The organism is Candidatus Methylomicrobium oryzae (assembly GCF_016745425.1).
GTDB classification, from domain to species: Bacteria; Pseudomonadota; Gammaproteobacteria; order Methylococcales; family Methylomonadaceae; genus Methylomicrobium; species Methylomicrobium oryzae.
Genome location: NZ_JAERVK010000004.1, coordinates 1 through 19314, shown reverse-complemented (window position 1 = coordinate 19314; position 19314 = coordinate 1). Strand labels below are relative to the sequence as shown.

20 protein-coding genes and 1 tRNA gene are annotated in these 19314 nt (G+C 57.1%); 6 read left to right on the top strand and 15 right to left on the bottom strand.

Translation table 11 applies throughout. The features are described 5' to 3' along the window. Positions 1 to 253 precede the first annotated feature (253 nt). Both JJL52_RS05170 and JJL52_RS05165 read left to right on the top strand, forming a co-directional pair. Positions 254 to 1309 carry a hypothetical protein gene (locus JJL52_RS05170; protein ID WP_202051343.1) on the top strand — a complete coding sequence of 352 codons (1056 nt, stop codon included), beginning with the start codon at positions 254 to 256 and terminating at the stop codon, positions 1307 to 1309. Between the two features lie 59 nt (positions 1310 to 1368). Beyond that, entirely contained in the window at positions 1369 to 1587 is a 219-nt protein-coding gene (locus JJL52_RS05165) for a hypothetical protein (protein ID WP_202051342.1), read from the top strand. A gap of 71 nt (positions 1588 to 1658) precedes the next feature. On the opposite strand, the gene JJL52_RS05160 is transcribed toward JJL52_RS05165, so the two are convergent. From JJL52_RS05160 to JJL52_RS05130, 7 genes are all read right to left on the bottom strand, one after another. Next, on the bottom strand, positions 1659 to 2027 hold the full coding sequence (locus JJL52_RS05160) for a sensory rhodopsin transducer (protein WP_202051341.1): 369 nt from the start codon (positions 2025 to 2027) through the stop codon (positions 1659 to 1661). 256 nt (positions 2028 to 2283) lie between these two features. Beyond that, positions 2284 to 3321 carry an SDR family oxidoreductase gene (locus JJL52_RS05155; protein WP_202051340.1) on the bottom strand — a complete coding sequence of 346 codons (1038 nt, stop codon included), beginning with the start codon at positions 3319 to 3321 and terminating at the stop codon, positions 2284 to 2286. A gap of 307 nt (positions 3322 to 3628) precedes the next feature. After that, entirely contained in the window at positions 3629 to 6529 is a 2901-nt protein-coding gene (locus JJL52_RS05150) for an FAD-binding and (Fe-S)-binding domain-containing protein (protein WP_202051339.1), read from the bottom strand. A gap of 3 nt (positions 6530 to 6532) precedes the next feature. After that, on the bottom strand, positions 6533 to 7648 hold the full coding sequence (locus JJL52_RS05145) for an enolase C-terminal domain-like protein (protein ID WP_202051338.1): 1116 nt from the start codon (positions 7646 to 7648) through the stop codon (positions 6533 to 6535). Between the two features lie 9 nt (positions 7649 to 7657). Then, on the bottom strand, positions 7658 to 9421 hold the full coding sequence (locus tag JJL52_RS05140) for a thiamine pyrophosphate-requiring protein (RefSeq protein ID WP_202051337.1): 1764 nt from the start codon (positions 9419 to 9421) through the stop codon (positions 7658 to 7660). Next, positions 9418 to 9603 carry a hypothetical protein gene (locus JJL52_RS05135; protein ID WP_202051336.1) on the bottom strand — a complete coding sequence of 62 codons (186 nt, stop codon included), beginning with the start codon at positions 9601 to 9603 and terminating at the stop codon, positions 9418 to 9420. The genes JJL52_RS05140 and JJL52_RS05135 overlap by 4 nt, the downstream gene beginning before the upstream one ends. Before the next feature lie 504 nt (positions 9604 to 10107). Then, the gene (locus JJL52_RS05130; RefSeq protein ID WP_202051335.1) at positions 10108 to 10302 is read right to left on the bottom strand and encodes a DUF2795 domain-containing protein; all 195 of its coding nucleotides are present in this window, start codon (positions 10300 to 10302) and stop codon (positions 10108 to 10110) included. Between the two features lie 213 nt (positions 10303 to 10515). On the opposite strand from JJL52_RS05130, the gene JJL52_RS05125 reads away from it, so the two are divergent. The 3 genes from JJL52_RS05125 to JJL52_RS05115 all read left to right on the top strand — a co-directional run bounded on the left by JJL52_RS05125 (position 10516) and on the right by JJL52_RS05115 (position 12209). Continuing rightward, the gene (locus JJL52_RS05125) at positions 10516 to 10926 is read left to right on the top strand and encodes a protein YgfX (RefSeq protein ID WP_202051334.1); all 411 of its coding nucleotides are present in this window, start codon (positions 10516 to 10518) and stop codon (positions 10924 to 10926) included. 63 nt (positions 10927 to 10989) lie between these two features. Further along, on the top strand, positions 10990 to 12081 hold the full coding sequence (ychF, locus tag JJL52_RS05120) for a redox-regulated ATPase YchF (RefSeq protein ID WP_202051333.1): 1092 nt from the start codon (positions 10990 to 10992) through the stop codon (positions 12079 to 12081). Positions 12082 to 12132: 51 nt separating this feature from the next. Then, a tRNA-Met gene (locus JJL52_RS05115) sits at positions 12133 to 12209 on the top strand. Between the two features lie 728 nt (positions 12210 to 12937). Here JJL52_RS05115 and JJL52_RS05110 read toward each other — a convergent pair. The 7 genes from JJL52_RS05110 to JJL52_RS05080 all read right to left on the bottom strand — a co-directional run bounded on the left by JJL52_RS05110 (position 12938) and on the right by JJL52_RS05080 (position 16639). Then, on the bottom strand, positions 12938 to 13675 hold the full coding sequence (locus JJL52_RS05110; protein ID WP_202051332.1) for a Rha family transcriptional regulator: 738 nt from the start codon (positions 13673 to 13675) through the stop codon (positions 12938 to 12940). Then, on the bottom strand, positions 13668 to 14429 hold the full coding sequence (locus JJL52_RS05105) for a hypothetical protein (RefSeq protein WP_202051331.1): 762 nt from the start codon (positions 14427 to 14429) through the stop codon (positions 13668 to 13670). Before JJL52_RS05105 ends, JJL52_RS05110 begins: the two co-directional genes overlap by 8 nt. Before the next feature lie 98 nt (positions 14430 to 14527). Next, on the bottom strand, positions 14528 to 14713 hold the full coding sequence (locus tag JJL52_RS05100) for a HepT-like ribonuclease domain-containing protein (RefSeq protein WP_336885045.1): 186 nt from the start codon (positions 14711 to 14713) through the stop codon (positions 14528 to 14530). Further along, positions 14656 to 14880, bottom strand: coding sequence for a ribonuclease HepT family protein (locus JJL52_RS05095; RefSeq protein WP_202051330.1), 225 nt, complete (start codon positions 14878 to 14880; stop codon positions 14656 to 14658). Before JJL52_RS05095 ends, JJL52_RS05100 begins: the two co-directional genes overlap by 58 nt. Next, on the bottom strand, positions 14877 to 15167 hold the full coding sequence (locus JJL52_RS05090) for a nucleotidyltransferase family protein (RefSeq protein ID WP_202051329.1): 291 nt from the start codon (positions 15165 to 15167) through the stop codon (positions 14877 to 14879). The genes JJL52_RS05095 and JJL52_RS05090 overlap by 4 nt, the downstream gene beginning before the upstream one ends. 102 nt (positions 15168 to 15269) lie before the next feature. Then, complete coding sequence (locus JJL52_RS05085; protein ID WP_202051328.1) at positions 15270 to 15503, bottom strand: hypothetical protein; 234 nt, start codon at positions 15501 to 15503, stop codon at positions 15270 to 15272. A 155-nt stretch (positions 15504 to 15658) separates the two neighbouring features. Beyond that, entirely contained in the window at positions 15659 to 16639 is a 981-nt protein-coding gene (locus tag JJL52_RS05080) for a tyrosine-type recombinase/integrase (RefSeq protein ID WP_202051327.1), read from the bottom strand. Between the two features lie 28 nt (positions 16640 to 16667). Here JJL52_RS05080 and JJL52_RS05075 point away from each other — a divergent pair, with 28 nt between their 5' ends. After that, entirely contained in the window at positions 16668 to 17231 is a 564-nt protein-coding gene (locus tag JJL52_RS05075) for a retropepsin-like aspartic protease family protein (protein WP_202051326.1), read from the top strand. Positions 17232 to 17290: 59 nt separating this feature from the next. Here the strand turns inward: JJL52_RS05075 and JJL52_RS05070 are convergent, their stop codons facing one another. Beyond that, a complete protein-coding gene (locus JJL52_RS05070) occupies positions 17291 to 19153 on the bottom strand; it encodes a hypothetical protein (RefSeq protein ID WP_202051325.1) in 1863 nt (620 codons plus the stop codon). Positions 19154 to 19314: the final 161 nt, after the last annotated feature.

Here is a 19314-nt window from a genome sequence, read left to right as displayed (position 1 = left end):
CACGATAGGATGGGCTGAGGCACGAAGCCCATCGAGTGTCTTTGAGGGTATCTATCGCGAACGATGGGCTTCCTTCGTCAGCCCATCCTATGGGCCTACCTTGTGAATGCGGTCTTCAGACTGAAGCTGAAACAAGGAATTATCAATAACTTCTCGAGTCTCCTCTTGCAGCATGACTCACAACTAACAGCCTCCGGTAAATTCGGGATAGCTCAATAGTCCAAAATTCATAAACTCTATGGAAAGGAAGCATATGAATAGCAAAGCCTGGTTGATCAGCCTATTTTTGGCCACTATGCAGACGGAAAGCGCGCAAGCGGATGACTATCGCACGCCACGGGCCGGCGAAGAGTATCGTACGGCGTTATTCGGCATGCCGGTGACTGCGCCTAAGCGCGATCGCCGCCGGGTGACTGCTTTGACGCTGGGGCTGACTTACATTCCGGATGGGCCGAACACCCCAGTTATCATTCCTTTCGGCGGAGCACTGCTGTTTCCCAACGAGCATAGCAAGGGTGAGGATGTCTTCCAGCCCCTCGGAGCGCTCTACGTCTGGCGCCATCCGGAGGATAACAAACAACGTTTCCGCGGTGTCATTTCAGGACTCTACAACGACCTACGCTATAATTTCGCCCCGGAGTTCATGCACGGGCCGGAATTTGTTTTCACCTTCGAGAACCTCACGATTCCCGTCGAACGGCCCGAATATATCGAGGGAGAAAGCATTGATGCTGTCGAATTGAAATGGTACTACGCGCGTGCCGGGCTGGGATTGGGCTATCGTACGCTGATTGGCCCCGGCCATCAGGACAATGCTTTGGAGTTGGCATTGACATACGAACCGGGCTATCTTTGGTTCGAGCGCGGCAGCGATACCGCGCAGAATTTCATTACACCGCAAGATACCTATGAGGGTAGAGTACATTTCCGCCTGCGCGCCGATGCCTTGGAACGCAATCTTTTAGAGCTTGCCCACCAAGGATGGTCTACGGGTGTGGACCTCGTATACGGTCATCGAAATAACTGGGAAAACTGGGGTGAACCGCAACTCGGTTCGTCTCATGCCGGCACTCAGCAGGACTATTTTGCTGCCAGCGCCTACATGGTGGCGGCAGACGGTATACCAGGCGTAAAGAGTGATCGGCACCGTTTGATTGCCAGTGCCTATGCCGGAATCGGCAAGAATTTGGACCGTTTTTCCGCCTTCCGCTTGTCGTCGCGTCCAACCGCTTGGGAGTGGGACGCCTTATCCATCCCGGATTTGCCGGGTACCGCATCGGTGAATTCTATTCGCGCAGTTATGGCCTGATAGAGCTGCGTTATCGTTACGAAGCGTTGTTCTTCGTTTATCCCTATTTACGGGGCTCCTTGGCTTGGGTCGACCGTCTGCGCTTCAAGGACAACGGACAGGTGGGGAATCAGATGGATGCGTTGCCTTCCGTGGGGGCCGGTTTGATTTCCGGCGCGCCCGGCAATTCCGAAGTGACGTTGGACTATAGCTACAATTTCGGCATCCTGCGAAACTCCGGGGGAGGTCCTCAGTTCGGCGGTCACAGCGTAATTTTTACCTGGTCCATGGAGTTCTGACCGACCTTATACCGGCAGGCTCCCGTTCTCCGACACAGGACTATACTCGGCCGGCGGGTGATTTCATCGCGTCACGCCGGGTAGGCGATCGTCGTCATTAGCGCCAGTGCCGGCTGCCGGGAATCGAGGCGCGTATGTTGGACGATGACCGGTACGTCCGCTTCGATGACGCTAGCGTAATCGGTATTGTGCGGCACGGGCTCGGGATCGGCGAAGTCGTTGAAACGCAGATGCCGGGTGCGCTCCGCCTCGACCGTAAAGCGGTACGGTCCGGCGGGCTCGCGGTCCGAAAAGTAAAGCGTGATTTCGATCCGCGCGTCGCGCAGGCCGCAGTTCAGGATACAGATCGCATCGTGGCTGACCAATTCCCTCCCGCTGCCGGTACTGCCCGCCGGAATGTAACCGTCGGCGATGATCCAGCGCTTGTGGCCGATATTCATGGCGATGACCTCCTTCGGTTGCGGATGGATTTTAGCGTCGGTACGGGCGAGCCTCGATCCGGTACGGATGAATCACTCTTTACACAACTTCTCGCCTTGCCAAGCATGGAAGTTGTAGGATGGTTTTCGCTTCGCTCTACCCATCCTACGCTCCGGGCGATTGCTCCTGCCTGCCTCTTGCGCCAAGTCCGTTTAACGATGTGTAGGCACTTATGCCCAAAAGGAGAGTGAGATATTCGATTTATTCAAAGCCCTCTCAGACGGATTTATCGCGGCTGTCCCGCCACCGCCGGCAGGCCCACCAGCCGGCCGCCAGTAGACCTGCGGCGACCGGGCCGCGGTAAAGGCTTGCCCACAGTTGCAGGGTGCCGTCTTCGGCCCGTTCGGCGAAGCGGCCGCGGGCCGCAAAATCGCCTGCCACGGGCTGCCATAGGTTATCGGGATCCGTGGCTTCGGCCGGCTGCCGGCTTTGCTGGGCGGTATAGCCGGTACGCGCCAGATAGCGGTCGGCCAGGCCGGGGACGAACTTATTCGCCCAGATGGCTTTGATGGTCGGCAGGCCGACATAGACTTCGCGCCGGTAGTGGCGGCTGGCCCAGCATATGGCCCTGGCCGCCATTTCCGGTTGAAAAATGGGCGGCACCGGCTGCGGCCGTTTTGGCAGGTGATTTTTGCCCCAGTCGAATTGTGGGGTATTGAGCGCCGGCATATGCACCATCATTACCCTGACATGGCTGCGGTCGTGCTGCAATTCGCAGCGCAGGGCATCGGTAAAGCCGCGGATCGCGAATTTGGCGCCGCAATAAGGCGCCTGCAGCGGAATCGCCCGGTAAGCCAATGCCGAACCGACTTGAAGGATCAGACCCTCATTACGGGGCCGCATGCGCCGGAGCGCCGCCATCGTGCCGTAGACGGCGCCCAGATAGGTCACTTCGGTGGCTCGCTTGTAATCCTCCGGGGAAATCTCGTGGAACGGGGAATAGATCGTGGCCATTGCATTGTTGATCCAGACGTCGATACGCCCGAATGCCGCTTCCATGTTAGCCGCCGCCGCTTCGACCTGCGCCGCGTCGGCAACATCGGCCGGACATACCGCCGCCGTCCCGCCCAGGCGCCGCACTTCTTCGGCTGCCTGTTCGAGGCGGACCGCATCGCGCCCGATCAAGCCGATGCAGGCCCCTTCCTCGGCGAACCGCCGCGCCGTGGCGCGGCCGACGCCGGCACCCGCGCCGGTGATCGCCACGACTCGCGGCGTTCGGGAAATACGGCCCTGTTTCGGTTGCCTGTCGTTCATAAAGCCTCCTCCGGATTTATCGCCGATAGATTGTGGCATGCGTTAGGCGCTAGTACATTTTCATATTGCGTATAAGGCGCGAATTTGTTCGTCTTCAAATCAGCTCGGACAATTCAGTTCTTGTCCCTGTAGGAGCGGCTTCAGCCGCGATGAGGGCTCTATCGCGGCTGAAGCCGCTCCTACACGGGGGCGCAATGAGGGAGATATTTTTCCAAAATCCCTAGCAGCCTCGTCATAGCCGATAAACCCGAAACAAAAATGGTCTAAAGCCGGCGTTTTCGAGGCATTGACGGGTTTCCGCTGCGCCTCAATCCGGAACCGATTCGCTTCTTCCTTCCCGCAACGCCATGAATAGGACGTCCGCCGTATGCAGAGCGCGCCTTTCGGTCAACTGGGCGATTTGTTCGCGGCAACTGTAGCCGTCAGTCACGATCAGGGTGTCCGGTCCGGCCTGGCGCACCGCCGGCAACAGCACCAGCTCGCCGATTTGCGCCGCCACGTCGGCTTTATTCCGTTCGAAACCGAACGAGCCGGCCATGCCGCAGCAGCCCGAGTCGAGAACCTGTACGTCCAGCCCGAGCTTGTCGAGCAGCGCCTTTTCGGAGGCGATGTCCGCGAGCGCTTTCTGATGGCAATGCCCGTGCAAAAGGGCTTTCTTCTCCAGCTTCGGGAAAGCGAATTCCGGCGCCTTCTGCATCCAGAACTCGCTGAAGAAATAGGTCTGCCGGCTCAACCGCTGCGCCAGTTCATCGTCGGGAAAGAGGTTTACCAATTCGTCGCGGAAAACCGCGACGCAGGCGGGTTCCAGTCCGACCAGCGGCATGCCGCCTTCAATGGCGGGACGCAGCTCGGCAAGAATCTGCTGTAGCCGCTCCTTGGCCTGGTCCAGCATCCCTAAGTCGTACAGCGGCCGTCCGCAGCACAGGCGCCGCGCGGGAATGCGCACCTGAAACCCGGCAGCTTCCAGTACCGCGACAGCCGCCTTGGCGGTTTCGGGATGGAAATGATTGTTGAACGTATCCGGCCAGAGCAGAACGGCCGGCTGGCCGGGACTGCCGGGCGCACGCGCGTTGAACCAGTGTCGGAAGGTTGCCGGCGCAAAGCGCGGCAAGCGGCGCTGGGATGATATCCCGCCCGCGAATTTGATCAATGACCCGATCCCCGGGGCTTGCGCCAGCCAGTTGACCGTTCCCGGCGCGTAGGCGGCCAACGCGGCCCAGCGGTCGAGCCAGCCGAACGCATAAGCCTGGCGCGGCCGGAGTTTGTGCCGGTAGTAATGCGCCAGAAACTCGGCCTTGTAAGTCGCCATGTCGACATGGACCGGGCAGTCGCCCTTGCAGCCTTTGCAGGCCAGGCACAGATCGAGCGATTCTTTCACCGCTTCGCTTTGCCAAAGGTCCGTGATCACGTCGCCGCGCAGCATCTCGAACAATAGTCGCGCCCGGCCGCGCGTGCAGTGCTTTTCTTCGCGCGTGACCCGGTAACTGGGGCACATGGTCTGCGAATGCTGCTGCCGGCAATTGCCGACGCCGACGCAGCGCAGGGCGACCCGGCTGAATAGCCCTTTGTCTTTCGGATACTGAAAATACGTGACCGGCTGCTCCGGTTTGTAGCCGGTGCCAAGGCGCAGGTTCTCGGTGGGCAGATAGGCATCGACGATCTTGCCCGGATTCATTTTTCCGTCCGGGTCCCAGATCGATTTGAATTCCCTGAACGCCTGCACCAGTTCGTCGCCGAACATAAGCGGCAGGAATTCGGCTTTGGATTGTCCATCGCCATGCTCGCCGGAAAGCGAGCCGCCGTAACTTATAACCAGTTCTGCCGCTTCGTTCAGAAAGGCGTGAAATGTTTGTATCCCGCTTTCGGTCTCAAGATCGAAATCGATGCGGGTATGGATGCAGCCCTCACCGAAATGGCCGTACAGATCGCACGCATAGCCGAATTTTTCCAGCAATTTGCGGAAATCGCGCAGATAGTCGCCCACCTTGTCGGGTGGCACGGCGGCATCCTCCCAACCTTCCCAGGTGATCTTTTTGCCGGGCACATGCGCGGTCGCCCCCAGTCCGGACTCGCGCACCAACCAGATCATTTTCTCTTCCGCGGGATTGTCGAACAATTTCATCGCCGGCGGGTGGTCCGACTGTTTGAGCGCTTCCATGCAGGCCTTGGCTTTGGCGTCGGCCTCGTTTTTACTGTTGCCGCCGAATTCGGCCAGCAGCCAGCCGCCGCCGTCCGGCAGTAACCGAACGTCCCGGGGATGCAGGTGGATGGCTTTCATGTCCTCCACCAAAAGGTTATCAAGCCCTTCGAGGCCGATGGGCTGATGCCGGAGGATATCGGCCACATGATCGCCGGCGCTGAACACGTCCGGATAGCCGAGCACCAGCAGCGACCGTGAAGGCGGACTGTCGACCAGCCGTAATGTGGCTTCCAGAATGACCACGCAAGTCCCTTCCGAGCCGACCAGCGCGCGGGCTACATGAAAGCCGTTTTCGGGCAACAGTTCGTCAAGGTTATAGCCGGAGACGCGGCGCGGGATTTTCGGGTAGCGTGGCCGGATCCGATCGGCCTGTCGGTCGGCCAATGCCTTCAGCCGCGCATGGATTTCGCCGCGCCGTCCGCCCTCGGCCACAATGCGCTCGAACGCCTGCGTATCGGTTTTGCCGACTTTCATGCGCGTGCCGTCGTAGAGCAACACGTCCAGCTCGATGACGTTATCGACGGTCTTGCCGCCCATCAACGAATGCACGCCGCAGGAGTTGTTGCCGATCATGCCGCCGAGCGTATTGTGAGAGTGCGTCGAAGGATCCGGCGCGAACGTCAAATGATGGCGTTCGGCGGCATCGCGCAGATCGTCGAGCACGCAGCCGGGTTCGACCCATGCGGTTTTGGCGACGGGATCGAGTTCGAGGATGCGGTTGAGGTATTTGGACATATCCAGCACCACGGCCACATTGCAGCATTGCCCGGCCAGGCTGGTGCCGCCGCCGCGCGAGACCACCGGCGCGCCGTAACGGCGGCAGGCGGCAACGGTGGCGACGACGTCTTCGACCGATTGCGGTACGACCACCCCGATGGGCACCTGCCGGTAATTGGAGGCGTCGGTGGCATATAGCGCGCGGCTGCCGTCGTCGAAGCGCACTTCGCCCTGGAGTGTTCGGCGGAGTTCCGCGGCAAGGGCCTGTGCATCCGGTTTGGAGGTCGTCATCGGTCAAATCGCATAAGGCAAAGCATCGGCATGCTTGAATATCAGCCCCGAACCCGGCCGGGAAAGATCGGGCCTCAACTCCCCGTTCACCGGTTCGAGCGCGCCGTCGAACAGCATTTTCTCGATGCGCACATGGTCGTAAAAAAATTCCAGATGCCGTACCGGCGTCTCCGCGCAGCCGGCATGGACATGCATCGACGGCGCGCAATGGCTGGAAAGCGGAAGATTGAAAGCGCGGCACAGGGCAGCCGCCTGCCGGAAACCGGTCATGCCTGCGCAACGGGTCGCGTCGGCCTGCAGCACGTCGACGGCGCCGGCTTCCAGCATGCGGCGGAAGTACACGCAGTCGTAGCCGTATTCCCCGGCGCTGATGTCCATGTCCGGCGGCGCCCGGTCGCGAAGCAGCCGCAACCCTTCCAAATCGTCGCTCGGAACGGGTTCTTCGAACCAGGACACGCCCGCTTCGGCAAAAGCCTGTGCCATTGCCAGGGCCTGCTTGCGCGAATAGGCGCCGTTGGCGTCGACGAAAAGTTCCGCGTCCGGCCCGATCGTTTCGCGCGCGGCGGCGACGCGGTACACGTCCTGCTTCGGTTCGCGGCCGATTTTCATCTTGACGCGCCGGATGCCTTGCTCGACCCAGCCGGATAACTGGGCCTGCAGTTCCTCGATCGAATAGGAGGTAAAGCCGCCGCTGCCGTACACGGGGATGCCCGTTCTCACCTGTCCCCACAGCGAAACCAGAGGCAGATCGAGAAGCCGCGCCTTCAAGTCCCACAGCGCGTTATCGACGGCCGCGATCGCCATTGAACAGATGCCCGGCCGGCCCAGATTGCGGACGGCTGCCGTCATGGCGTTCCAGCAATACTCGACCGCCAGCGCATCGCAGCCGATCACCCGGCCGGCCAACGTGTCGTTGATCAGTTTAGCCGTCGCCGTATCGGCATAACTGAAGCCGATGCCGGTCTTATCGGCCGCACGGGCTTCGACCAGCACCAGCGTGGTCGCTTCCCAGGCGAACGTGCCGTCGGATTCCGGCGAAGCGGTCGGAATCAGGAAGGCCGACCCGTGCAGGCCGGCGATAGGTGGGCCATTGAAGTTGGGGCGGTTTGCCGCGCGCATGATCTTCGCTCAAAAGATCTGCTTCATCGAAGCCTTGATCACATCGACCGAATCCGGGTCGCCCTGCAGGATCGCCGAAGCGTAGGCTTTCGCCTGCTTGAAGGTGATGTGCGGCGGCAAAGGCGGCACGTCGGGATCGACATAAGCCTCCAGCACGACCGGCCGTTCGGCGCCGAGCGCGCGCTCCCAGGCGTCGGCCAGCTGGTCCGGCTGGTCGACGCGAATCCCCTGCAGGCCGGCCAGTTCGGCAAAGCGCGAATAAGGGAAATCGGGCACATCCTGCGAGGCTTCGAATTTCGGATCGCCGGCCATGGCACGTTGTTCCCAGGTCACCTGGTTTAGGTCGCGGTTGTTGAGAACCAGTACGATTAATCGGGGATCGCTCCAGCGCTGCCAGTATTTGCCGATCGTGATCAGCTCGTTCATGCCCAGCATCTGCATCGCGCCGTCGCCGACCAGCGCGATGACGGCGCGGTCGGGATGGGCGAACTTGGCCGCAATCGCATACGGCACGCCGCAGCCCATCGTCGCCAGGCCGCCTGACAGAGACGCCATCATGCCGGTGCGGATTTTCAGGTCGCGCGCATACCAATTGGCCGCCGAACCCGAATCGCAAGTCAGTATGCAGTGATCGGGGAGGCGCGGCGACAGCTCCCAGAACACCCGCTGCGGATTGATCGGATTGGCCGATTCCATAGCGCGGTCCGCCAGGGTTTCCCACCAGTTTGCGACGTTCTTTTCGATCTTTTCGCGCCAGCTGCGGTCATCCTTGCGTTTAAGGAGTGGGATCAGCAAGCGCAGGGTTTCCGCGCTGTCGCCGATCAGGTTCACCTCCATCGGATAGCGCAGGCTGGTCATCCGGCCGTTGATATCGATCTGCACGCCGCGCGCCTGGCCTTCTTCGGGCAGGAATTCGGAATAGGGGAAGCTCGAACCGACCATCAGCAGCGTGTCGCAATCGGTCATCATCTCGTAGCTGGGCCGGGTGCCCAACAGCCCGATGGAGCCGGTTACGAAGGGAAGATCGTCGGGTACGGCGGCCTTGCCCAGAAGCGCTTTGGCTATGCCCGCACCGAGCAGATCGGCCACCTCCAGGACTTCGTCCGCGGCATGCAGGGCTCCGGCTCCGATCAGCATCGCGACTTTTTCGCCGGCGTTTAAAATGTCGGCCGCACGCTGGAGTTCTTCGATTTGCGGCACGGTGCGCGGCGGTTGGTAACCGATGCCGGAAAATACGCTGCCGTGTTCGCGCGGCGGCTTTTCGGCATCCATTTCTTGCACGTCGTTGGGAATGATGATGCAGCAGACGTTGCGTTCGACTTGTGCGATGCGCATGGCGCGATCGACGATATGGCGCATTTGCGACGGCGTGGTGACCATGTGAACATATTCATGGGCGACATCCTTGAACAGCGAAATCAGATCGACTTCCTGCTGGTAGTTGCCGCCCAGCGATTCGCGTTTCTGTTGCCCCACGATCGCGACCACGGGCTGATGATCCAGCTTGGCGTCGTACAGGCCGTTCAACAAATGGATCGCGCCGGGCCCCGAGGTGGCGATGCAGACGCCGACTTCGCCGGTGAATTTGGCGTGCGCGCAGGCCATGAAGGCGGCCATTTCCTCGTGCCGCACCTGGATATAGTCGATCAGGCCGGAGGCCCGGTTCAGCGCGCCGAACACGCCGTTGATGCCGTCGCCCGGATAACCGTAAATGCGTTTGACGCCCCATTCCGACAAGCGCCGCACGAGAAAATCGCTGACGTTGCCTTTCATCGCTCCTGCTCCGTGTAAGCTTCGCATTCGAGATGGCCGCAGTCGCAGCTATCCATCGTAGCCATGCTGGCACAATGTTCGCTGCAGTATTTCTGGTCGGGAGAGACGTTGCAGCTGCAGGCGGGATTGGCGCATTTCGAGGGGGTATCGTCGGTTTTCTGGATATTTTCTGAGATGGCCATACAGTATCTCCTGAATATTATTCTCGTTCCTTATTCTATTAATAATCATTTCCCCGTATGTACGTCAGCGAGCTTAGGTCGATCTTTTTAACGGCCTGCGCTTTATTAACGCCCGTTTATATATTTGGCGTCAGGCGTAATTCTTAGATAAGAAAGGTTTTGAGATAGGGTAAGTGTTCATCTCTCTTCTTTGAAAAAAAAGGGGTTTGAGGATTCACCTTCCCCTTTGAAAAAGGAGGATTTTGTCAAAAACAACTTCCCCCTTTGAAAAAGGGGGATCGAGGGGGATTTATTCAAAAAATCTCTCCACCCCCTTTTTTTCAAAGGGGAACTGGACACTTACATGTATGATGGGCTGGGCGAAGATGTAGAACTACACCGAAGTAGCTTTGCCTAAGCCTGTTTGATTTTCCGCCGTAAAAAAACAGCATCTCAAACCGAAGCGGAGTTCGATCTAAAATGCTGTATATCTGATTCATCGCAATGAGTCCGGTCGATCAATAATTATTGAATTTGACCGATAGCCCGGCTCACGTCGGCAGCGGTCCGGTAATCTTGTTCCGGCAACTGTTGGAGTGTCTGCATCACATCCTCATCCGCGCCCTGATCTTTGGCGTGGTTGATAATCTCTTCTTTATCGGCAGGGTAATCCATGCCGGATAAGCACTCTTGCACTTGAATAGGATTTGCTCTTGCCATAACGCCTCCCTTATTTACTGTATAAATTCACCTAGCGCTCTTCTTATAAATCTATAAGAATTGTTTTATTAGGGACCCGGCCGCAACATGAAGTTCCTTTTGATAACGGTTCATCCTAATCCGCGAACAGTCATTGCCGTATATAATTCTATGATCCGGTCGTTTCCATTTTCCTGTGCAATCATTCCGGGCCGGGTTTTCAGGAGATCAGTTGTGCCCCATCATCATGCTCTTCATCCCGCCCGGTTTGCGGTCGGGCCGTCCCGCTGGTTGCAGTATGCCTTATTGGCCGGGCACGGCCTGGCGATGGTCGCCTGCCTGATCAGCGCCTTGCCCTGGCCCGGAAAACTCTTGCTGAGCCTTGCGCTTCCCGTGCATTTTTACTTTGCGGCGAGGGATGCGGGAAGCCGTCAAGTCGCGATCGGCTATCTGGAGGGTTCGGGTTGGGTCATCGATGGCGAACCGGTGGAGATACTCCCGTCATCCGTTCTGGCGCCGTTTGCGATCTGGCTGCACTACGAGCCGCGCTCGGCCCGCAAGAAAGCGCTGCTGATCGTAAAGGATGCGATGCCCGATACCGAATTCCGCCGCTTGACCGTGAAGCTGAAAATCTCGGCCGCCTGAATAACCGTTTGCTGTATAATTGCCGCCCTTAAATACCCTCTCTGATTCGAAAAATAGCAACCTATGGCATTGTATTGTGGAATCGTCGGGCTGCCGAACGTCGGCAAATCGACCCTGTTTAACGCGTTGACCCGGGCCAAGATCGCGGCCGAAAACTACCCTTTCTGTACGATCGACCCGAACGTCGGCGTCGTGCCGGTGCCGGACGGACGGATGGACAAGCTGGCGGCGATCGTGAAGCCCGAACGCGTGCTGCCGACTACGATCGAATTCGTTGATATCGCGGGCCTGGTCGCCGGCGCCTCGAAAGGGGAGGGGCTTGGCAACCAGTTTCTCGGCAATATCCGCGAAACCGATGCGATCGCGCATGTCGTGCGCTGCTTCCATGACGAGAATGTCGTGCACGTTGCGGGCAAGGTCGATCCGGTTTCCGATATCGAAGTGATCAACACCGAACTGGCGCTGGCCGACATGGCGACCGTCGAGAAAGCGCTGACCCGGGCTGCGAAAGCCTCCAAATCCGGAAATAAGGACGAACTGGCCAAGAAAGAGGTGCTCGAAAAAATCTATCAGCACCTGGATGCGGGGCAGCCGGCGCGCGCGATGGGGTTGTCCGACGACGAAAAAGCCTTGGTCAAGGAACTGTGCCTGTTGACGATTAAGCCGACCATGTACATCGCGAACGTGCAGGACGACGGGTTCGAGAACAATCCGCTGCTCGATGCCGTGCAGGCGTTTGCCGCGCAGGAAGGCGCGACGGTCGTCCCGATCTGCGCGGCGATCGAAGCCGAAATCGCCCAGCTTGAAGACGAAGAGAAGCAGGAGTTTCTGGAAGATCTGGGCCTCGAAGAGCCGGGCCTGAACCGGGTGGTCCGCGCCGGCTACAAGTTATTGAACCTGGCGACCTATTTTACCGCCGGCGTGAAGGAAGTCCGCGCCTGGACCATCCCGATCGGTGCAACCGCTCCGCAAGCGGCCGGCGTGATTCACACCGATTTTGAGCGCGGCTTCATCCGCGCCGAAGTGATCGCCTACGAAGATTTTATTGCCTACAAGGGCGAGCAAGGGGCAAAGGACGCGGGTAAATGGCGACTCGAAGGGAAAGACTACATCGTCAAGGACGGCGACGTGATGCATTTTCGATTCAACGTTTGACAAAGAGTCTTACCCTATTTATAATTCCGCTTCTATTGAAGCTATCAAGCAGGCGATGTAGCTCAGCCGGTTAGAGCGTGGGATTCATAACCCCAAGGCCGGTGGTTCGATCCCACCCATCGCCACCACGAATTCAAGGCCTTACGAGAAATCGTAAGGCCTTTTTTATTGCGCTGAAGTTTTATGTAACCCGCATGTAACCGATCGTTCAACATTTAGCTCAACTGCCGCTTTTTTAACTTCCATCGATTCCATTTTCTTGCCCTTTATTGAGCACATCAGCATTAGGCAGATTTCGCAAAAAACCATCCTTCCCTGCGCCCGGCTCGGTACGCCGAAGGGGTAACGGCCAAACGGCTCGGCCGGCCGCGGGGTGGCTGCTTCTCGGCCGGTTTTGCGGGGCGGTGGCGTCTTTTATATTTTCCGCTCGTGATGGCGAACCGTTCGGCGACCGGACGCCCGATCGGCACAAAAAAACGCGTTGCCCCGGTTTTCTGGAGTGCATTGTGACTCTTGACGGACTCTACGCCTCATTGTCGCGGTGGCGAGTGATTACGGCCGCGAGAAACCAGCATTTTGTCTGTCCAGGCTTTCTAACGGCTAGGCACGGATAGCGAAATCGTTTGGAAGGAAGGGAAAAGCCGGGCACGAGGCCCGACTCCTCCTTGAGGGGCTGTCCAATACAATCCACCATAACAGAATCAATACGGCGCAATTCGGCCGCTGTTTTTGATGGGCATAAAAAAACCACGGTTGAACGTGGCCTTTGGGGGCGGGGCTTGGTTGCGCGGGGTGCAAATCCCGACACCCGCCTTTGGCGAGTGCAAGCGAGTCATAACCGCCGGAGTGATCGATGTCAAACTTTGAACGCGCCATTTCTTTTTTCGGCGGCGTTTTTTAATGGGGCTGGGTTTGAAGAAGTCGTCTGATGAGTCATTCTGGCCATTTCCAACCGCTTCGCGCTTGCATTACAGAATGCCGCCAATCCTTGCTTAACATGCGAAAAAGCGGCTTTATGATCGAGATTGCAAGCCAGCGCTTCTTTGAGTAATTCGCCGGCCAGCACATGCGCGGCCGTCATTTTAACGCGTAGCGCATCCGGGATCTGGTCCCGCCGATCGGCTTCCAATCCGAAGGTGTGATTGATCAGTCGGTTGAAATTGACATGAAACCACCTTTCATCTGTCGAACTGCCGGCCTGACGCGCACGTTCGGCCAAAATGCTGATCTGATCATGCAGTTCATGGTAAAACGGCAGGTAATCGGCTTCGGTCTGCCGATGCCGGCGGAATCTGGAAAAGGCTTTGACTAATTCCACCTTTAGCGCTCTGACGATTGGCGTGTTTCTGGAATACGTCAGCAGTAGATAAGCTTGATCTTCGTTAAGCAGAGCAACGCGCTGTTTCTGCTGTCCGTCGTTTGTTTCAAAGGGTCGCGTTTGAAACGCGACCCTTCCCAATTCTTCGAAGTCGCTACGGTACTGATCTATTAACGCGATAACGTTCTTATGCCGGTTGCCGAGACGGTCAGCCAATAAGCGGCTATCAATCCTTGCTTCGTTTTTGATGGCGTGCAGTTCAATGATATTACTCATGATTACGCACCTTCGGCAACCAGAAACCCCGCCTGAATGACGTTGCCTTTATATTCCAAAGTTTTTTATTTTTTGACCACTGACGGACTTGCTGAAGGGTTTCTTCGACCTTTAACACATCGAGAGCGACGCCGGTCTGGTTGCGCCAGTTATCAAAGTCTTCCTCTCTTTCTTGATATACAAGTTCTGTTTTAGAGCTTGAAGACGCTGTGGTGGTTTTTGGTTGCGACAGCTTGAGTCGTTCCAGTTCTCCAGCCAATACAACCATTTTGCATTCTGATAACAGGATGGGGGGCGGCATAATGTCATCAATATTTCCGCCGCGTTGCCGATGTTCTTGCAACATATTCTCAGTCGGGTAACGAACATTTGGCCGATAGAGCACAACATGATTAAAGATGGGATACCTCCATTGTTCCGCTTGGGCGTCGTATTCCCAACACTCACCAACCAAAGCCAGTGGATGCCGGTAATTGTGGGTGTATCTCACTTCAGGATCAAGTGATACCACGGCTGTAGCAGGGCCAGCTTCAAATCGAGCAAGGCAAGACTTGCTTATTTTGCGGGAATGCGGGCTATAGAGCACAGAAATATCGATTACATCAAAGCCTAACCCCTCAAAAACTTGAGTGTTCCAATTTGCCAAAAGAATATGAATTTCAATATTGCCTTTGACACCCTGATGAATAATGTCATCAACGGAACAATTCAAAATCTTGGCGGCATCTTCCAACGGATAATAGTCACGCTCCATTTTTCGCTTTCCTTCAAAGCATTATCTTTCAAAGGGTTGCCAAGCCAGCCGGTGAAGGAAACCGGTTTTCGGGGGCCATCCTAGACTTGGCAAAAAGATTATAACTGCTCCAGTGCGCGGCGTATCAGTTGGTAGAGTCCGGGCAAATCGTGCTGAATGGTTTTCCAAACCAGCTCAAAATCGACCGCAAAATAGCCGTGAGCAACCCGGTTGCGCATGGTGTACATCAGAGACCAAGGCACATCGGGGGGCCTGTCTGCAAATTCGGGATGATGGCGTTGAATATTGTTCGAGGCCTCGCCGATGATTTCAAAATTGCGGATGACGGCGTCTTCTCGTCGTTGAGAAAACCCAAGTCGTCAACGTCCTCGGTATAGCGCTCGATGCGTTCGATCGCTTCCAGGATGTGTTCGAGATAATCGGGAATGCGAAGTATGTCCTGCTTGCTCATACAGGCACCGCTTCGGCGATAACCCGGTTTCGGAACTTTTCCGGCAAAGCTTTTGGGGTGAGCACATCGACCGAAACGCCGAGCAATTGCGCGATTTCGTACTGAATAGCGGCAACGTCGAGCAGCGTAGTTTGATCCGTGGGGTCGACCAACAAGTCAAGGTCGCTTTCGTCGTTGTCGACGCCATGTAAAACCGATCCGAAAACCCGTACATTCTGCACGCGGTGGCGCAGCGCAATGGCACGAATTTCTTCGCGGTGATGGTGGAAAGCTTCGGATGGCTTCATATTTAAATGATTTTAAATGGGTTGCAAAAACGGATTGGCGATCACAAGCCGGCCGTCGATTGCTTGGCCAAGCTGTAAATCACGACGTTGGTATCGATGAACTCACCGGGCATTGGCTTCGTCCCGGTCGAACTTAAAACCGCCCAGGTCTTTACGGTATGGCGCGAAGAACGCCTTTAATGATTGTTGCCGTTCTTGCTCGGTGGCTCGCGCTTCCATTTCTTGCCGATGCTTTACGATCAAGCGCTCGATCAAATCGCGGCTTGAAATGTGCTCTTTTGCAGCCATAAGGTTGAGTTGTTCGGCGGCTTGGTCGCTGATGAGTAGGGTTTGCATGGGGGCTGGTCTCGTAAGGGTTGTATTTGGACGGAGTGGGCATGTGCCCTGTCTCGCCTGCTCAATGACTCGATTTCGGAACTTTTCCGGAATGTCGTTAGTTTCATCTATCGTTTTAATCTATCTCAAGGAATACGCATGTCAAGCAGTAGGTATTACTTAACGACACGTAAGCCGTGCGCTTGCGTGGTTTCGGCAAACTCGACGCCGGCCTGTTCCAATATCCAAGCTTCATATTTTCCATGCCAGATGGCTAGCAGTTCGAGCGGCCGGCTCTTGTAATGGCGTTCGGCGGTGGCGTTTGGCCGATGTCCCATGATTTGCGCGACTACGCCTACCGGCATTTCCACCCATTCGGCCAGGCTGGCGAATGTGCGGCGTAAGCCGTGTACAGTAACATGTTCCAGTCCGGCCGCAGTTAACGCCCGGGTATGGCCTTTCCTGGGCTCCGCCAGTTTGCCGTCGGCGGCTGTGGGGCTTGAGAATACCCATTGATTACGCCGTGGCAGTTGCACGATCAGGCTGTGTAAATAAGGGGTTAAGGGAATCACGCTACCCTCGGCTTCCACCTTATCTTTGATCCAGAGAGCGCCCAATTTAAAATCGATGTCGTCCCATTTCAGCCCGGCCAGCTCTTCACGGCGGGCGCCGGTCAATATCAATCCTTGCAAGTAGGCGGATACCACCGGATTGCTCAGGTTGCGCACGGCGGCAAACCAGTCTTTTAGCTGGCCTTTATGGAGAAGGTCCGTTTTTTTGGTCCCGGCTTTGGGAACTGATTTTTTAACCTGTTTGGTCAGTGCGTCGGTATCGATCACATTTTTGTAGGTCTTATGCCCGGCGCACCAATGCCAGAACGCCCGAAACAGAATATATCCGTTTTTGGTGACGGTCGCTCGGGTCTTGCTCTCACGGGATAGCCACTGCAGCAACACATCGGCGTTAATGTCGGACAGACACATTTGCAGAAGCGGAAACAGAACACCTTGTACGGTAACGGCGGTGCCGCGTTTTTTGGGCTGCCCTGGGGCTGACGCCGCGTTATCTTCGCGTTTGCCGGAAAAACGAATTGGGGCATGGTATTTCTCGCAAGAAAGGCTATAGTGTCGGATGATCTTTACACACTGCAACCGCATCAGAGAATCCGCTTGATCAGGAGGAGTTATGCGCAAATTCATTATCCCTTTGTCGGCGGCGTTGCTGGTAACAGCCTCACAGGCGTCTTTCGGCGATCAGATTTACAAATGCAAAAACGCGGAAGGCCGTTTGCTGTATCAGAAAACACCCTGCGTCGCGACTGCCGAAACGCTTTCTTCCTGGACACAAACTTATAAGGCTCCGCTTTCACCATCAGCCGATGCCAAGTCCGGGTCGGCGCCGCTGTTAGTCAAGCAGCACGGCAGCGGACATTATTTTGTCGACGGCGCAATCAACGGCAAGGCGCTGGTTTTCGTGATCGATACCGGGGCATCGGTCGTATCGTTGCCTAGCAATGAAGCATCGGCGGCCGGCATCGCCTGCAGAAAAACGGCGCTGATGGAAACGGCCAACGGCCTGACCGAAGCTTGTACGGCAGTGATTCCGGAACTCCGGTTCGGGCATTTCCTGATCAAGAACGCCGAGAGCATGATCGTGCCGAATTTGGGCCAGCCCTTGCTGGGGATGAACATTCTCCGCCATTTCAAGATTGCGCAGGATAACGGCGAAATGCGCATTTCTGTGCCTTAGCGGATAGGGTAAAACGGCCCGGATTTTGGTCGACCGGGCCGCCAAACCCTGCGTGGAGGTTAATGCAGTTTCGTCAGCCAGGCCGGATCGATTCTGCAGCCGCCGACTTCGGGGCGGTCGGCAATGTCTTGTTCGAAATCGCGGAACGTCGGCAGCTGAAATGCGATCCGGCTGATTTTTCCGTCCGCGAATTCGAATTCCAGCGCGCCGCCTTTGGCTCTCGGGCTGCCTTCGCGGGTGGTGAAGAGCAGGATGCCGACGCCTTTGCCTTGCAGGCCCGGCGCCGGACGCGCACAGCTCAATTCGCCGATTTTCAGGCCTTGAAATACCTGGGTCAGCTGCGCCGCGCTGACCTGAGTTCCTTCCCCGGGAATTGGCGAAACGGGCGGAACGGATGGCACGGTCTGTGGTGCGGGAGGCGCCGGCGGGAGGGCGGTATCGATCAATGCTGGTGCGGCAGGAACGGCCGCCGCCGGCGGATTCAGCAGTTTTTCCAGCCCGAAATCGCCCAGATGGTTTTGCAGCAAGACCTTGCCGTTCACCTTGTCGCCGGTCATCAACAGCGGATACAGCTGCCGCTCCATTTCGGCGGCCGAGGTATTTCGCAGCACCGCCAGCAATTGCCGCTCGATCGATTGCAGCGGCGAGAACAGTTGTTCCTGCTGGAGGCTCGTGGCGCCGAGCTGATCCCAGTCGGCCCGCGTATTAACCGCCAGGCCCATCGTTTTCATCACCGTATAATCGTCTTCCGCAAGGCAGGCGTCGAAATTCTTTGCGCGGTATTCGGCGATCGCTCTCGGGCGGAGTCCGCTGTCCGTTGCCCGGCGCCGGTCGGTGTTGTAGTTTTTCCAGTCGCCGCTGTTGGCGAGGAAGTAATACAGCAGCGCGTTGCGGTCGAACTTGTTGAAGCCCAGCGCCTTCATGGTCAGTTTCAGCTTCCGGCAGTTGTTTTCCACCTCCGCGTAATTTTTCCAGTCCGGCTTCAGATTGGGTTTGTCGAGCGGCTGCGACTGGTCGAGTAATTGTGCCAGGCTGATGTCGCCCGATGCGGATTTGATCGTCGACCGGTTGAGTTCTTCGAAGGACATATCGCGGGCGTCGGGCACGCCGTCGGACCCGGTGCGCAGGAGCAGGGTCGGCGCGATTTCGGGATAAACCTTCAGTTTGCCCAGCGTTCTGGTTTCGAGTTTGAACGGGTTAAGCCCGCCTTCGTCGATCTCGAAAACGTCGAATACGGCCTGATTCAGTTTGCCGGTTTTGCCGGCGTAGGCGGTCAGCGCCGGCAGCGAGTGCGATTCGGAGCTTTGCTTGGCGGAGGATTGAGTCTGCGCCGGAACGGCTTGTTGGTTGTTCTGTACCCATTGCCCGGCCATCTGTCCCATGATCGCGACGCCGAGCCCCGCGCCGGTCAAGGCCAGAATGCCGCTTGCCGCATTCACGTCGCCGACCAGGCTCGATACGTCCAGATCGCTGTTCGCATTGGTATAGAAATCGTAATCCATCTGCGTTTGTCTGCCGGTATCGAGGCGGAGCCAGGGCGTCAGATACAGTTTTTTTGCGTCGAACCTGAAGTTGCACTTGCCGGTTGTGGCCTGGTACAGAAAGCCGGAGGCCTCGCCCTGAAACCTGATCGTGTCGTTCCGGACTCGGTAAACCAGGGCGGCCGACAGATCGCCTTTTTGGTAGGGCGCGAGATCGGAACAGCCGCCTTTCAGAAAATTGTCGCCCTGGCCGGAGAATTCGGAAACCAGCCGAACGTAGTAGTCGTCGCCGTCAATGGCTTGAAATCCGGCCAGCGGCTCCAAAGGCTGAGCGGTCATTGCCGGCCCGTCTACCGCAATCTGGCGGGTTTCCGCGCAGGCGGTCAGCAACAGGGCGGCCAGCGTCAATAAATGTCGTGATGAACAGTGTGGAAAAGACATGATGAAATTTTGGATGCGCCGCGGTTGCACGGCGGGTGATAATGGAACGATAGGAATTCGGGATTTTACCATCTTTCGCTTTGACGGTTAAAGCCGATATGTACGCACCTCATCACCTATCAGTTTCAGATAAACTATGCCGTGTACACAACTATTGATTC